A 16,561-nucleotide genomic window follows, 5' to 3' on the forward strand; every position below is an offset into this window, starting at 1 on the left:
AAAATTTGGCTAGTTTAGCAGCCTAAATTGAATACTCTATGAATAAAGGATTGATTTTAAGCGGAGTGATGGCTCTAGGGATGACTTTCCCTACTTTGGCACAAACTCCAGCTCAGGTAAAATATGCGAATACCATCAGTGTACAAGACCTCACAAAGCACCTAACCTACTTGGCTTCCGACGAAATGCAAGGGCGTGACACAGGTTCTGAAACTGGGAAACTTGCAGCGAAGTATTTGGCAGATTTTTATAAAAGCATAGGTCTCGCTGGACCCGTAGATGGAAGCTATTTTCAGACGGTTCCCTTGGTCAGCACAAATTTCAGTAAGGTTACTTTGCAAATAGGCAAATCCAAACTTGTCGAAAACGAGGATTTCGTCTTTACCGGAGATGGAAATATGGATAAGGCGGCTAAGTCTGAATTGGTTTTCCTTGGCTTGGTCACAGACGAAAATCTGGCGAAAGTTGACGTGAAAGGCAAGCTTGTTGGTCTATGGGCAGTGGGGGTACGAAGTAATGACCTGGTCATTAAAGTGATGGATGCAGGCGCTGCGGGAATCGTCATTGTCTCGATGGAAGGCCAAGCAAACTTTGACCGAATCGCAAATCGCTACAAGTCTTTGGCTGGAAGAGGTAGAATAGGTTTTGATAAAGAAACAGTTCAGCGGCCTATCTTCATGGTCAGCTCTGACAAGATGGCCCAGCTATTCAACACTCCTGTTGAGACCTTAAAGGAAGCAGCCAAGGCCACTCCTGAGACTATCGCTTCACAAAAAGCAACTTACCAAGTGGTAAAAACCAAAACACCTGTCGATGCTGTAAACGTGATGGGCTATTTGGAAGGTACAGATAAAAAAGAGGAAGTACTCGTGATCTCCTCACACTACGACCACGTGGGCGTAAGCTCTACCGGTGAAGTGTTCAACGGCGCGGATGATGACGGATCCGGTACTGTATCTGTCATGGAAATTGCCGAGGCTTTTGCATTAGCTGCCAAAGACGGCATGAAGCCAAGAAGAAGCATTCTTTTCTTGAATGTAACCGGCGAAGAAAAAGGACTTTTGGGCTCGGAATACTATGGTGATCATCCTGTTTTCCCATTGGCAAACACGGTAAACAACATCAACATTGACATGGTGGGTCGTATCGATTACGAGTACCAAAAAGAAGAAAATAAAGACTATGTCTATGTGATCGGTTCGGAGATGCTTTCTTCTCACTTGAAGAAAATCAACGAATACAACAATATCACCTATACCAATCTGATCCTTGATTACCGCTATGATGCGGAAGACGATCCAAACAGATTCTATTACAGATCGGATCACTACAACTTCGCCAAGCACAACATTCCAGTGATCTTTTTCTTCAACGGAGTGCATGACGATTATCACCAAGTGACGGATACGGTGGACAAAATCGAATTTCCGCTCATGACCAAAAGAGCGCAGCTAATCTTCCACACGGCTTGGGATCTTGCCAACAGAGAGCAACGAACTCCAGTGGATGGCTCGAATACCAGAACTGAGAGATAAATAGAAAGGTCCCGATTGCTCGGGACCTTTTTTTGTTCCTAGTCTACACGGATATTGTTGTAATCTTTGCCAAGAAAAAGGAGGTTTAATTCTGTCAGGCTTTGATATGCATTCACCTTCATTTGAAAATCATCTTTCAAAAACGCTAAAAGCAAAACAGAGAATTCTTCTGCTTTTTTGGTCTTTTCCAAAGAATGTCCGTCTCTAAATAACACCAAAGTACTCCTCGGAAAAAACTCAGCAAGTACATCAACAACTTTTGGATTGATCAAGAGGTCATAAGCACTTCCAAGAATTATCACTTGACCTCCAAAGCTCAATCCCACATCATAGTTTGTCCCTATCAAAGGGAACCTTTTCTCCAAGTACGTTGTCCAAAACGGTTCACTTTTCTCTTTTAAAAAATTTGCAACAGGAAAATCGGAATTCCCATCAGCCATGAGTTCTATGGTATGCTCGAAGGCACGAACAGCAAAAGATGTTGGAAACTTTATTTCCATCGAATTTGAATGGTTTTCTTTAAAATCTTTCATCGATGAATCAATCAAACTATCTCTCAAGGATGGGTCAGAATTGAAATAATCCACGGAAGATCTATAAGCAAATCCAAAGAATTCGGCATCAGTTAAAACGGTGGGTTGATTTTGAAAATTGTTTGAAAAATTCCAAAAACTAAGGTTCGTCTGAATATCCATTAGAAATGGATTGATGCAAATCAGTTTGTCGACGCTTTGAGAATAAGTAGACAAATAATGAAGCAAAATTCCGGTAGAGGAGGAATAACCAATTAGCATAACTTTCCTTTCACAAAGGATCTTCTTTCGAATCAACTCTATGTCTTGGGAAACCTGGTTTTGATTAAGCCAGCGATATATTTTCTCCCAATCCTGGTTTGCATTTTCATGAATAAATTTTTCAAGGTCTTTGGAAAAATGTCTTCCTGAAATTCGAACCCAGTTGAATTCTGCTTTGATAGACTCACTTAAATCAAATCCCTGAAGGGCATAATCGATCGGGTCATCCACAGTGAAAACCGTCTCTCTTCTAGGATCAAATTCATTTTCATAATGATAGGTGACTGTAATCTTCCTGCTTTGAGGATCTCCATGATCGAGCGGAACTTGAATAGTTTCTGCTATGGGATTGAAAAAAAATCCGAAAACCAGACTAATCGAAGCTAAATTCATTTCGGCTTGATTTTATAAAAAGATTAAGATTTCCCCTTATTCTTCTGATTCTTCGTTTTCATCTGATTTCGGTTGGGTTTCTTCACATGCTTTTTGGCCCGAACCTTCTCCCCTTTACCGATATTGACTTTTGGTGGAGCTTTTTTCTCATGGAAAGCGCCTTTGTAATCCGGATTATCACGTTGTTTTAGTCGATCCAATTCACGCTCGTACCCTTGCTTTTCTTCAAAAGGCGTATCAGGAACATCAACGACTCCCGGGATTGGCAATAGGTCCACCCGCATACGAATGATATCCTCGATCCGATCAAAGTGATAGATTTCAGCCGGGTTCACAAAAGTGATCGCTTTGCCTTCTTGTTCTGCTCGTCCAGTTCGCCCAATTCGGTGCACGTAATCTTCATAAATCAGCGGCACATCAAAGTTGATCACGTGAGAAACCATCGTCACATCCAACCCTCTGGAAGCCACGTCTGTTGCCACCAGGATTCTGACTTCACCACCTTTGAAATCCTCCATAGAGTTGATTCGGGTGTTTTGTCCCTTGTTGGCGTGAATGACACGAATTTCCCCCATGTGCTTTCTGTCCAGAAAACTAAAAACAGACTCTGCATTTTTTCGACTTCGGGTAAAAATTATCGCCCTGTTGATTTCTTCATTTTCCAGCAAATGAGCCAAGAGATTGATCTTGGTTTTGATATTTGGGACGTGATATTTGACTTGGCCGATGGTTTCGGCAGTTGTTGCGGATGGAGTCACCTCTACTCGCTCAGGAAATTCAAGAAACTCTGAAGCTAAGTTTTCCACCCGCGCACTGAAAGTTGCAGAGAAAAGCAAATTCTGTCTCTTGGAAGGAATTACCTCCAAAATAGACCGGATCTGAGGCATAAAGCCCATGTCCATGATTTTGTCGGCCTCATCCAAAACCATCGTCTTGATGTCTTTGGTGTAAATGGTGCCCTTGCGGTACAGATCCATAAATCTTCCAGGTGTGGAAATGATGATATCTACACCGGCGGTAATATTTTCGATTTGAGTTTTTGGACCCAATCCTCCATAAAGACTGACGATTCTTAAGTCGGTATTTTGCGCCAGCTGCTTTGCCACCTCTTCGATCTGCATTACCAGCTCACGGGTCGGTGCGAGGATGATTCCCCGAGGATGGGCACCTTGTGCATATTTGACTTTCATCAGCAGCGGGAGGACATAGGCGGCAGTTTTACCGGTTCCTGTCTGCGCTATTCCAAGCACATCATGCCCTGCAAGTGCGAGAGGAATGGCTTTTTCCTGAATTGGAGTAGGTTGGGTGTAGCCCGCAGCGGTCACTGCCTCGAGCAATTGTTTATTTAGCTTAAAAGCATCAAAACCTAGGGCCTGATCACTCATGTTTCTTATTTTTGGAGAGAATTCGGTAATCGAAAATGAAAGAAATGATGAAATGCCCATGGAAATAAATCTCACACAGGGTGATGATTATTCAGGGCATTCCATGTGACAATTCAAAATCAAATTATAAATACATGAAAAGTATCCTGATCACCAATGCAAATATAGTCAATGAAGGCCGGATTAGCCTTGGGGATGTTTTGGTCAAAGATGGCAAAATCGCCAAAATCGGAACTGACCTGAGTGCTGAAGCTGTCGAGATTCATATTAATGGTCAAGGAAAATACCTTCTGCCGGGATTAATTGATGATCAGGTTCATTTTCGCGAGCCGGGATTGACTCACAAGGCTGAAATCTACACAGAGGCAAAAGCTGGCGTGGCCGGTGGCACGACTTCGTATATGGAAATGCCCAATACAATACCTCAGGCTGTTACAATTCCTCTTTTGGAAGAAAAATACGCCCGAGCTAAAGAAGTTTCCCTCGCTAATTATTCTTTCTTTTTTGGAGGGACTAATGATAATCTGGATGAAATCCTCAAACTAGACTTGCGCAATGTCTGTGGACTGAAGGTATTTCAGGGCTCTTCCACCGGCAACATGGTAGTGGATAACATCGAATCACTGGAAGGGATTTTCAAGAATTACAAAGGACTGTTGGCGATCCATTCTGAAAATGACCACATCATCAAAGCCAATCTCGAGGAGTTTAAGGCGATCTACGGCGAGGATATCCCTGTGAAATTTCACCCGAAGATCAGATCCGAAGAGGCTTGTTACAACGCATCAAGTCGAGCAGTGGCTATGGCCAAAAAATATGGTACCAGACTTCACATCCTCCACATCAGCACCGCCAAGGAATTGGAACTTTTTGACAACTCGATACCACTTGAGCAAAAGAAAATCACCTCTGAGGCATGCATCCATCATATGTGGTTTGCTGAGGAGGATTATGAAACCAAAGGCAATTACATCAAGTGGAATCCCGCAGTCAAGACCTCCAACGATCGTGACCAAATCTTCCAGGCAGTGCTCGATGATCGAATCGATGTGATCGCTACAGATCATGCGCCACACACCTTGGAAGAAAAAGCCCAAACCTATACCAAAGCACCTTCAGGAGGACCGTTAAACCAGCATAGCTTGGTAGCCATGCTGGATTTTTACCACCAAGGAAAAATCTCCCTTGAAAAAATCGTTCAGAAGATGTCGCATAGTGTTGCTACGCTTTTTCAGATCGAGGAAAGAGGCTTCATCAGGGAAGGGTATTTTGCGGATTTGGTATTGGTGGATCTAAATTCCCCCTGGACAGTCAGCAAAGAGAATATTCTTTCTAAATGTGGATGGTCACCATTTGAAGGACATACTTTCCGGTCAAAAGTCACGCACACGATCGTTTCTGGACACTTGGCATACGAGGAAGGAACCTTTCACGAGGAAAAGAAAGGGGATCGAATCACTTTTTTAAGAAATAATTAAGTGCTGCCTTGCGCTAAGTACACAGAATTATTACTTTTGCAGACCATTTGAGAATTCCACATTCAAATGACATTAAATGGTGATTGTAGCTCAGCTGGTTAGAGCGCTGGTTTGTGGATCCAGAGGTCGCCGGTTCGAACCCGGTCTTTCACCCAAGCCCCTCTTTTAGAGGGGTTTTGCTGTATATAAGGGTGCGAGTTGGCACAACATTTGACAAACCTTTTCCAAACTAAACCACACTCAGATGTTTACATTGTTCAAAAGCTCTCCAAAATTTCCCGTGGTCAAACCCATAAATATCCGCTTGGTCCACAATTATTTCGTGAAATTTGAGGAATCACTAAAAAATTTCGAAGAAGTCCAGCGCGAAATCATCCATTCATAAAACATTTCGTCTCAGATTAATAAAGGTTATGGAAACATAACCTTTTATTTTTTGCTCATAATTTTTCTTATCAGTTCAAAACTCTATTTTTAAATGTTTACTATTCTACTCTTATGAGTTATATCCACTTCGATAAAACCCAATTAATCAACCTGAATTATTCACTCGATCGAGAGATAATTAGGACGAATCGTTCCGGCACCTATACGAGTACTACAATCATTGGATGTAACACCCGTAAGTACCATGGCCTACTCGTGGTACCCCAGCCTCAGATAGATTCACAAAACCACGTCATGCTATCCACGGTCCACGAGACTGTGATTCAGCGTGGTGCAAGTTTTCACTTGGGCATCAGCAAATTTCCCGGCAACTATTCCCCCAGAGGACATAAGTATTTGGAAGATTTTGACTCGGAGCCCATACCCAAACTTACCTACCGTGTAGGAGGAGTGGTGCTGCAAAAAGAATTGATCCTGGACACCAATCGGGATCGTGTGATGATCCGCTATACACTCTTGGAGGCTCATTCGCCGACCAAAATCCAAATCCAGCCTTTTCTTGCGTTCCGTGGTTACCATAGCCTTTCCAAAGAGAATGAAGTTGCTAATAAAGACTTCCTAAAAGCTCCAAACGGCGTTCGTTTCCAACTTTATCAGGAATACGATCCACTTTTCCTTCAGCTTTCCAAGAAAAATGAATTTGTATCCAAGCCTAATTGGTACAATAATGTCGAATACATCCAAGAGCGAGAGCGAGGATATGATTATCAGGAAGATTTATTTGTCCCAGGGTATTTTGAATTTGAAATCACCAAAGGTGAATCTGTCATTTTTTCTGCGGGATTGACAGAAGCAGATCCGAAAACCAGACAAAATGCCTTTCAAAAAGAAATCGCAAGGAGAATTCCGAGAAATAACTTTGAAAATTGCCTCAAAAATTCCGCGGGTCAATTCATCAGAGACCGGGATGGAGATACCCGGATTATTGCCGGATACCCATGGTTTGGGTGGTGGGGTCGAGATACATTTGTCGCAGCTCCCGGACTTACCTTATCCAGTGGAGACACCGGGACTTTTCTGAAAATCATGGACACCATGGCAAGGGATCTGAAAGGCCCGCTTTTCCCAAATATCGGAAGCGGAGATTTCACCAACATGACCTCCATGGACGCACCACTTTGGTTTTTCTGGACCCTTCAGCAGTATATTGTTTATACTGGCGACAAAAAGACCATTCAGGATCGCTACCTTGGCAAGCTCAGGGGCATCATCGAGGGATACAAAAAAGGCACAGAATACAATATCCACATGATGGAAAATGGACTCATCTGGGGAGGTCAATCTAATGTTGCCTTGACATGGATGGATGCTATCACTCCGGACGGGCCTGTGACACCTCGGATCGGATGTCCTGTGGAGATTCAGGCGCTCTGGTACAATGCCCTTTCGTTTTTCCATGAGTTGAGTGGGGAAGAAGAGTTTGCTGTTTTAGCAGCCCAAGTGAGAGATTCGTTTGATCGGGAGTTTTGGTCTTGGGACTATGGCTACCTCGCCGATGTGATTGATGGTGAAGAAAAAGACTGGTCCATCCGACCCAATATGCTATTTGCTACCTCACTCCCTTACACCATGCTCAGCGAGGAGAAAAACGATAAGATTCTCGAAATCGTAAAATCAAAACTGCTGACTACCCGGGGGCTAAGATCACTTTCACCCGATGATCCAGGATATAAGGGTTATTATTTCGGCAATCAAATCAGCAGAGACAATGCCTATCACAATGGTACCGTTTGGGTTTGGCCTTTAGGCCATTTTGTGGAGGGATATCTGAAACTACATGGTAAGGCCGCCAAGAACTTTGTCCAGAAAATCATCAAGGGATTTGACGGAGTCATGACCCAGTATGGAGTCGGAACAGTAGCGGAAATTTACGACGGAGATCCTCCTCATCGCCCTAAAGGCTCCGTTTCTCAAGCTTGGAGTGTTGCTGAATTGCTCAGAATGATGGACTTGGTCAAAAAGATATAAACTGACTTTTTTATGAGAGTTTTAATGTTCGGGTGGGAATTCCCACCTCATATTTCTGGGGGATTAGGTACTGCCTGCTACGGTTTGGTCAAGGGTATGAATCACCATAATCAGGAGGTCATCTTTGTGGTTCCCAAACTGTGGGGAGATGAAGAACCTTTAGCTGATTTTGTCAATGGAAGCGATGTCCGAATCGACTACCGGGAAAAACGATTTAAGAAACTCTGGAAAAACCTCACCTACCTAGAGGTGAGCAGCTTTTTAGTTCCCTATTTGGGTCCTGAGCAGTTTAAGAAATTTACAGACTATACCATCCACGACAGAACTGACGTGGATGAGAGTATTTTCTCAAACAAATTTGAATTCAGCGGCAAGTATGGCAAAAACCTCATGGAGGAAGTCTCTCGCTATGCACTAGTAGCTGCCCAGATCGCTCGGGACAAAAGTGATTTTGACATCATCCACGCCCACGATTGGCTAGCCTTCCCCGCCGGAATAGCCGCCAAAGAAATCAGTGGAAAGCCTCTCGTCGTCCATGTACATGCTACCGAATACGACCGATCTGGGGAATCAGTCAATAAGCCGGTATATGATATTGAGCGGGCTGGAATGCACGCGGCAGACCACATCGTGGCGGTCAGTCAGCTCACCAAAAACATCATTGTAAGAAAATACGGTGTCCCTGCCAGCAAAGTCACCGTACTTCACAATGCTGTGCTTGATGCAAGTATCATCAAATCTGAGTACGAAAAGAAGGTGCCTGAAAAAATCGTCACTTTCCTAGGACGAATCACCTTCCAAAAAGGTCCTGAATACTTCGTAGAAGCGGCAAAAAAAGTCATCGACAGGGATCCCAATGTCCGGTTTGTAATGGCTGGATCAGGAGATCTTCTCAATAGAATGATCGACCGTGTGGCCGAATTGCGAATGGGCACCAAATTTCATTTTACGGGATTTCTGAAAGGAGACGATGTCGATCACATGTATGCGATCTCTGATGTCTATGTGATGCCCTCGGTATCCGAACCTTTCGGGATAGCGCCTCTGGAAGCCGTAAGGCATAATACGCCTGTGATTATCTCCAAACAGTCTGGGGTGGCAGAAGTGCTGTTAAACGCCATCAAAGTCGACTTCTGGGATGTAGATGCTATGGCAGATGCCATTTTTGCGCTGCTTCACTATGAGGGCATTTCCAAAATGTTTAAGGAACTCGGAAGTGAAGAATTGAAAAAATTGAAATGGGAGCATGTGGCTGCCAAATTAGTAACTGTTTACGAAAAAACTTTAGCCGAACGATCATGAGAACCATCTGCTTTTACTTTCAGGTGCATCAGCCATTTAGATTGAAACCGTACCGTTTTTTTGATATCGGGGAAGATCATCACTATTGGGACGATTTCCTCAACCGGAACGTCATCCGCAAAGTAGCCCAGAAATGCTACCTACCCATGAATGCACTACTTTTGGAATTGATTCACAAGTATAATGGCAAATTCAAGGTCGCATTTTCACTCTCAGGAACTTTTCTCGATCAAATGGAGGCCTATGCCCCAGATGTTCTGGAAAGTTTTCAAAAGCTTGTAGCTACTGGGCATGTCGAACTGCTAAACGAAACGTATACCCACTCTTTGGCTGCGCTCAAAAGCAAGGAAGAATTTACCCGCCTGGTCAAAAAGCATCAAGAAAAGATCAAGGATCTATTCAACGGATATACTCCAAAAGTTTTTCGAAATACTGAGTTGATCTATTCCGATCAAATCGGGACCATGGTTGCAGAATTAGGATATGCGGCTGTTTTGACAGAAGGCGCGAAACATATTTTGGGTTGGAAAAGCCCCAATTATGTCTATTCGAATGCAGGAGAACCAAAGTTGAAGGTGCTCTTGAAGAATTTTCTACTATCAGACGACATCGCATTTCGATTCAGCAACAAAACTTGGGCAGATTATCCCCTGACGACTGATAAGTTCATCACATGGATCAATGCGATTCCAAAAGAGGAACAAGTCGTGAACCTATTTATGGATTATGAAACCTTTGGTGAGCATCAATGGGCAGAGACTGGAATCTTCGAATTCATGAGACATTTGCCAAAGGCAGTCCTTGATCATTCTAGCTTCACCTTTTCGACTCCATCGGAAGTAGCAGCCGGAGTAGAAGCAGTCAGCAAAATCCACGTACCTGTTCCCATTTCATGGGCAGATGAAGAGCGGGATTTGACAGCGTGGTTGGGAAACGACATGCAGGATGAAGCGTTTGACCGCTTATACGAGATGGAAAAGCTGGTGAAGGAAATCGATGATCCGGAAATCCAGCGAGACTGGGGATACCTGCAGACTTCGGATCACTTTTACTACATGTGTACCAAGTTCTTCTCCGATGGATCGGTTCACGAGTACTTTAGCCCTTACGACACGCCATACGACGCCTTTATCAATTACATGAATGCTCTGAGTGACTTCATCCTTAGAGTCAGACAAAAAGCGGAGGAGCTTAAAGCTTGAATTGAGTAAATTTTATTAAAACAAAAAATCCCGACAGATCGGGATTTTTTGTTTAAAAATGTTCCAAGGATCAGAAAAGGTATCCGTATACCTCCTTTTTGGTAGGTTTATAGAAGATCATTCCATTTTCAGGATCGGAATCATATACTGGCTCCTTATCATTCAGGACAATTTTTCCGGTTTCCTTACCGCTGATTTTGTCCACTTTGACCAAACCAACGCCCTCTCCTACATCTGTGAGGATGAAACTGTAGATTCCCTTTGAGGAAGACGCTTTAAATCGCTGGTTTGCTACTTGGCCAAAGGCACTGTTCATATCTTCGAAAAACTCGCGCTGATATCCATATTGCTTACTGATAGAAGAGGGAGCAAAGGCAGAGCCTTGAGTCGCACCTTGCTGATAAGCTGCAGCAGATGCCATAGCAACCATCGCCACTTGGGCGGTACGCAAGGCTATTCTACCCGCAAGACTGATTTTTGGCGAGGCCCAGTGATCTTGATATAGGATAGTTCCATTCTGATCAAATCCGAGCATATTCTGTGATGAAGAAAGGACAAAGTTGGTCCCTGTGAATTCCAGATTATCAGGCGTTTCCTTTTCTTCAAATTCCACTTTGTCCAAAAGCACTTTTTTCTGTCCTGTGGCCAAATTTACGTGGTAAACTTTTCCATCTGCATAGAACACTTCCTGATCTAGGGAAGGCTTAGCTCGCAGTACACCAGGACCTTTGATCATGTCCTTGCCACCCCATACTGGATTCCCATCAAATCCAAACAAACCCACGCTTCCTTCCTCATCGGTATACATGATACCAGCACCGGTGAGCTGATCTATTCGGATTCCTTTGATTTTTTGAGACCATTTCTCTGCCCCGGAATTTTTGTCCAACACCGTGAGATATTTGTCTCTTTCTCCGACTGCTATACCATTATCTTTTCCCAGATCTACCACTATTCCTGACAGTTTTTTGGCAGTCCACTTGGTATTGCCGGTCTCAGCCTCCATTAGGGTGAAGTTTTTCTCATCAGCGACAATGACTCCAAAATTCTCAGCAGTCAGAACTGGGGCATCTTTGGTCGAAAGAGGCTTTTCCCAAAGCGTCTTTCCCGATGTCAAGTCTACAGCAGTAACCACTCCTGAGTTACCTTTTTTCTGATAGAAATAGCCTTCTGTCAGATGAATGTTGGCATCAAAAGCCTCAAAATTGTTCTTTTTGTCTGCTACATCAAATGACCAAATCGGCTGTCCTGTTTTGGCGTCAATCTTTGCTGCAGTTTTTTCTCCTATGAAAATCAGGTTATTGTCATCAGAGACTACCGGAAGAAACTTTGAGGAAATCTGATCATTTTCCCAAGCAATTTTTCCAGTTTCCAAATCGATAAATTTAGTCATCTGCATGAAGGGTTTTCCGGCTTTTGCCAAATCTTCCCAGCTGGCAGTAATCACCACACTCTTCAACTCGGGAATGTAGTCCGATCCGTCATAGTTGAAGGTGGCTACCTCGGGACCAATCACTTTCATCACCGGCATACCAGCCATTTTGGGATTCATGACCAATTCACCTGTACGAATATTGATCACGACGAAGTTTTTGACCATGATATTATCGGTGTATTTGACAATAGCATAATCAGACACCAAGTCATCGGCTGGATCTTGAAGCACGCGGATCAAATCGGAAGTATATCCCACTTTTTTGCCATCCGGGCCTTTCAGAGCTTTGGCAGAATTGTATAGGTCTTCGTTAGACCAGAGCAGCTTGCCAGAGTTGGCGTCTACTCCATGAAGTCCCCAGTCCGATGTACCCACCAGCAAAATCTTATTGTGGGTATGAAGGGTCCATTCGATTTCTTTTTCCAGACTAAGTTTCCAAGCTGGCTCCTGTGCAAAAGATTCCATTCCAATAGCCCATGCTACCAGCAGGGTTAGGAACAATTTTGGGGTGGTTGAGGTAAGTTTTTTCATGACATGTAGAATTTTGATCAAAGCTACCTGCTACCCAACTGCTTGGAAATACGCCATTTGTCGTATTTAGCTAATTCGAGTCATTCCGTGCCAGTACGGATATTTTTTGGGTAAAAGAGGGTATTACCTGCTTGGAATAGGTGAATTAGATTTGAAGTGAAATTTCCTTAGCTCACTCCAAACATTACTTTATGAAGACTATAATGCTATTTTCCATTCTTTTCCTGGGAGCCGTCTATTCGACTCCTCTTGGAGAGTTCATTCCTGAAAAGGACGTCAAAGTGACTAAATTTCACCGAAGCGGACAGGGGAAAAAGGCCCCAAAGCGTGTTTACATCCAAACTTTTCGAGCGTTGTTCGAAGTATTTGAAGAAGCAAGCGCAAGCACTTCTGCCAGCAAAAATGAACGAGCCAACCGCACCACGTTTATCTCTGGAACAAAAACCTCCATGGGTGTCCAAATCCAGGGTGTTGATGTGCCTGACTTTCAAAAATTGATCGATGATGCCTATGCAGATTTTGTAGCAAAATTGACTGCAGAAGGGTATGAAATCATATCTGCTGAAGAAGCTGGAAAGACCGAGTATTATTCTGGGTGGACCAAAAAATCAGGAGGAGCATCCTCTGATGCTCAGGCTCCTGGATATGTCATGGTGACACCAAACGGATATGACTATTATGTAAAAGGAGTGACAAATTCCGGTCGTGAAAAGGCGACTTTTACAGACACCAGTTCAAAACTATCAAAGGATCTTGGAGATGCTTTTGTTGCTGAGGTGACCTTTGTATTCCCATTTGTCAATTTAGATGCAAATTCCTCCAATTTCACCAATCAATCCTCTGTTAAAGCAGACCTTGGTTTTAGGTTGCAATCATTTATCAATGCAACAGAAAATGATCAAAGTAATTCTCTTACCTCATTTGCAAAAAGTTTTGCGACCGCAGGGACAGGTCAAATTATAGCATCCCGAGTTCGAATTATTTCAGGCCACATGATGAGTGCCCCACTATTTGATTCTACGACCGAATTGAAAAAAGACGTCTATTTCGACGGAGTGTTCAAAGAATCCAAAATCAAAGAAGTCACCACAGCTGAAGCTACCACAGCCTATAAAACAGGCTACACTCAACTAGTCATGGTGTCAGGTGGAGAGACTACCATCGCTTCTCACTTTGCGGATGCAGATCGTGAAAAATACATCGGAAGCGCCTCAGGATCCATGCGCGAGTTGATTGAATCCGGGGTTTCCAATTTCACAAATTTGGTGAAAAACTAAAATTCAAAAAACACCAAAACTAAGCCGGGACTTGCCCGGCTTTTTTAATGCCCAATACCCGCAATCAGGTTATTTTCGAGAGCAAACTTAAGCAGCCCAACAATGGTCGTAGTTTTAGTTTTTTGATAAATATTCTTTCGGTGAGTCTCCACAGTACGTTCCGAGATAAAGAGCTTTTCACCGATCTCCTTATTGGTCATGTCATCAAAAATAAGGTTCAAGACCTCTCGTTCTCGCTCTGTAAGCACCTTTTCATCTTCTGGAAATCGAAGTCGATTGATCAAAATCCTGTTGATCTCCGGACTGAAAAACAATCCACCTTTCATCACTTCTTCGATGGCCAGAAGAAGATCCAAGTGGGAATTTTTCTTCAACACATAACCCTCCACACCTGTGGCCAATGCATCTTTGACCAGATGTGGCTCTTCGTGCATGCTCAAAAAAATGATTCGGGTTTGGGGGAAATCTGTTTTGAGAAGTTTGGCAAAAGCAATTCCTCCTATCTCCGGGATCGAAATGTCTGAAATGACCAAATCAATCGGACGACTTTTCACCACCAAAAGTGCCTCTTCTACTGTTTTGGCTATAAATACTTCCTCAAGATCCAATTCTTGACGAAGCATAAACCTCAGTCCATCCAACAGAATATGATGGTCATCGGCTAAAAGGATTTTCATAGGCTTAGGTTTGGAGAGGCGTTAATTCGTTCCTGAAAAATAGGCAAAACTTACCGAAAGCTCAGTCCCTTGAACTTCTGGTTTTGAATTCAACTTTACTTTTGCCTGCAGCAAATCTGCCCGGGTATGGAGATTTCGCCATCCATTTCCTTTACTTGTCAGGAATACATTGGGATCAAAACCTCTCCCGTCATCAAAAATATTCAGCCTGACCATACCTTCCTCAAAGGATAAATCAATCAAAATCTGCTTTGCTCCTGAATATTTCAGCACATTGTTGATCCATTCCTGGCATATCCTGAAGAGATTGATTTCCACCAGTTCGTCCAATCGCTTGGAAATTCCTCTGGATTCGATGTCCAGCTTTGCCTTTTGGCTAATCGATATTCGCGCAGCGAGATCTTCTAAGGCTGTCATTAACCCATGCCGGATCAAGGTAGCCGGCATCAGATCATAGACGACATTGCTGATTTCCTTTGACATCTCATCCAGCACATCGTCCGTTCGCCCGACGAGTTCCGCTTTGAGCTCGGGCTTGGTCTTTTCACTTTTCAGCTGTGAGACATACAGGCGGAGAGCAGAAATATATTGCCCAAATCCATCGTGCAGGTCTTGGGCCATTCGCCTGCGCTCTTGTTCCTGCGATTCCATGGATGCTTGGATGTAAGCTTCCTTCACTCTGATCTCTCGGTCTTTGATGAGGAGCTCTTGATTTCGCTTGTTTCTATTTTGGTAGAAAATGAAAATCGCCACCAACAATACCAAAAATAGCCCCAGCGCCGCAAATGCAAAGTAATTCCGCTGGAGGACTGCATTTTTTTCAGTCAATTCCGCCTGCTGAAGGGCTAGTTGACTTTCTTTTTTTTCGACCTCATACTTTACTTGAAGGTCACTGAGCAGTTCTGCGTTTTCCTCCTTGAATATTTCACGATTGACCGCCTCATACTCTTCCAGGTATTTTGATCCGAGACTGATATCGCCCATGCTGAAGTAAATTTTGGCTAGGGATTTTTTCAAAGTTGGAGAATAATTGACCAACTCAGGTTGAGCTTCCAGTACTTTCAGCCCACGGTTTGCAAAGTCCAATGCCTCACCCCTATTACGCAGCGCAATATGTGCAGCTGCAAGATTGCTCAAGATGCTAAGCTCCATTTTGGGATCAATCTTATACCCATCACTGGTGTCAAGGGCAATATTCAGATTAGTAATCGCATCTTGATATTGACCAAGTCCATTGTATAGGCTACCCAGATTATCATGTACACGATGGTAGAGGGTGAGATTTCCAGCATCTTTAGCATAAGTGATGGCTTGCTTATAGTAGGCTATGGCTTCGTCCTCATTTCCCTTCAGCTTATAACAGATCCCCAAATTGGCGCTGGAAATGGCCATCCCTCCTTTGTTCCCCATCCGTTTTCGGATTTCCAATGCCTCAAGATGATATTTGATTGCTTGGTCATAGAGCTCCAGTTCTTGATTAGCCAGACCGAGATTGCTGAGGCTGTTCACCCAATCGGATTCCTTGGACTCGGGATTTTGTCTGCTTAGCGTGAGCGCATCATTGAAATACCGAATGGCATCTTCATATTTTGATCTGTTCAGACTGTTCATCCCCAGGTTATTCAAAGACCGCTCTTCCAGCCTGGACCAATTTTGAGCTTTACTGGCTTCCAAGATTTCCTGAAAAATCAAATAGGAGCTATCCGTCTGCTGATTCACATCATAGTAAATACCGAGATTCTGATACAACTCATAGTAGCTTTTATTTTTCCCTGCTTTTTCAGCCAAGCTCAATGACTCGCGCAGCAGCTCTTTTGCGCGGGTCGGGTTATTGAAAATATAGAAAAAGGTTAACTCTTTGGCCGCTGCTACCCGAATCGAATCATTTGCCTGGGAGGAATAGACTTGCTCCAAACTATCCATTTTTTGGACTTGCCGTCCAGCTAATTCACCTGAGACCAAAAAAAACACAGAAATCAACACATAACATCCTGTCGGCAGGCTAGCTTTTCTCCAAAAATCCAAACTCATAAAATTCGTTACGCGATTAATTCAACAGACTAAAATAAATTCTAAAAAAGTGAAATCCTTTGAAAGTAGTCTTTTAAAAACGAAAAAAATACCATAAAACACGTAA

At 43.3% G+C, this 16,561-nt stretch carries 11 protein-coding genes and 1 tRNA gene; 7 read left to right on the forward strand and 5 right to left on the reverse strand.

The window, feature by feature from the left end; genetic code table 11:
• Nucleotides 1–38 precede the first annotated feature (38 nt).
• Entirely contained in the window at nt 39–1,535 is a 1,497-nt protein-coding gene (locus DK188_RS10470) for a M28 family peptidase (protein ID WP_111670766.1), read from the forward strand.
• A 38-nt stretch (nt 1,536–1,573) separates the two neighbouring features.
• Here DK188_RS10470 and DK188_RS10475 read toward each other — a convergent pair whose 3' ends face one another.
• Together DK188_RS10475 and DK188_RS10480 are read right to left on the reverse strand one after the other, a co-directional pair.
• Complete coding sequence (locus DK188_RS10475) at nt 1,574–2,722, reverse strand: alpha/beta fold hydrolase (RefSeq protein ID WP_111670767.1); 1,149 nt, start codon at nt 2,720–2,722, stop codon at nt 1,574–1,576.
• Nucleotides 2,723–2,745: 23 nt separating this feature from the next.
• Entirely contained in the window at nt 2,746–4,107 is a 1,362-nt protein-coding gene (locus tag DK188_RS10480; protein WP_111670768.1) for a DEAD/DEAH box helicase, read from the reverse strand.
• 134 nt (nt 4,108–4,241) lie between these two features.
• On the opposite strand from DK188_RS10480, the gene DK188_RS10485 reads away from it, so the two are divergent.
• The 5 genes from DK188_RS10485 to DK188_RS10505 all read left to right on the forward strand — a co-directional run bounded on the left by DK188_RS10485 (nt 4,242) and on the right by DK188_RS10505 (nt 10,504).
• Nucleotides 4,242–5,585, forward strand: coding sequence for a dihydroorotase (locus DK188_RS10485; RefSeq protein WP_111670769.1), 1,344 nt, complete (start codon nt 4,242–4,244; stop codon nt 5,583–5,585).
• 78 nt (nt 5,586–5,663) lie between these two features.
• Nucleotides 5,664–5,739 (forward strand) — tRNA-His (locus tag DK188_RS10490).
• 344 nt (nt 5,740–6,083) lie between these two features.
• Nucleotides 6,084–8,000 (forward strand): amylo-alpha-1,6-glucosidase, encoded by a 1,917-nt coding sequence (locus DK188_RS10495; RefSeq protein ID WP_111670770.1) that lies wholly within the window; start codon nt 6,084–6,086, stop codon nt 7,998–8,000.
• 12 nt (nt 8,001–8,012) lie between these two features.
• A complete protein-coding gene (locus tag DK188_RS10500) occupies nt 8,013–9,302 on the forward strand; it encodes a glycosyltransferase family 4 protein (protein WP_111670771.1) in 1,290 nt (429 codons plus the stop codon).
• A complete protein-coding gene (locus DK188_RS10505) occupies nt 9,299–10,504 on the forward strand; it encodes a glycoside hydrolase family 57 protein (protein ID WP_111670772.1) in 1,206 nt (401 codons plus the stop codon). Before DK188_RS10500 ends, DK188_RS10505 begins: the two co-directional genes overlap by 4 nt.
• A 70-nt stretch (nt 10,505–10,574) precedes the next feature.
• Here DK188_RS10505 and DK188_RS10510 read toward each other — a convergent pair whose 3' ends face one another.
• A complete protein-coding gene (locus DK188_RS10510) occupies nt 10,575–12,470 on the reverse strand; it encodes an outer membrane protein assembly factor BamB family protein (protein ID WP_111670773.1) in 1,896 nt (631 codons plus the stop codon).
• Between the two features lie 191 nt (nt 12,471–12,661).
• Between DK188_RS10510 and DK188_RS10515 the strand changes: the two genes are divergently transcribed.
• Nucleotides 12,662–13,747: a hypothetical protein gene (locus DK188_RS10515; RefSeq protein ID WP_111670774.1), complete on the forward strand. Its 1,086-nt coding sequence runs from the start codon at nt 12,662–12,664 to the stop codon at nt 13,745–13,747.
• A 44-nt stretch (nt 13,748–13,791) separates the two neighbouring features.
• On the opposite strand, the gene DK188_RS10520 is transcribed toward DK188_RS10515, so the two are convergent.
• Both DK188_RS10520 and DK188_RS10525 read right to left on the reverse strand, forming a co-directional pair.
• Nucleotides 13,792–14,424: a response regulator gene (locus tag DK188_RS10520; RefSeq protein WP_111670775.1), complete on the reverse strand. Its 633-nt coding sequence runs from the start codon at nt 14,422–14,424 to the stop codon at nt 13,792–13,794.
• A gap of 21 nt (nt 14,425–14,445) precedes the next feature.
• On the reverse strand, nt 14,446–16,455 hold the full coding sequence (locus tag DK188_RS10525; protein ID WP_111670776.1) for a tetratricopeptide repeat-containing sensor histidine kinase: 2,010 nt from the start codon (nt 16,453–16,455) through the stop codon (nt 14,446–14,448).
• Between the last annotated feature and the right edge of the window lie 106 nt (nt 16,456–16,561).

Source organism: Algoriphagus litoralis, assembly GCF_003259255.1.
Taxonomy (GTDB): domain Bacteria; phylum Bacteroidota; class Bacteroidia; order Cytophagales; family Cyclobacteriaceae; genus Algoriphagus; species Algoriphagus litoralis.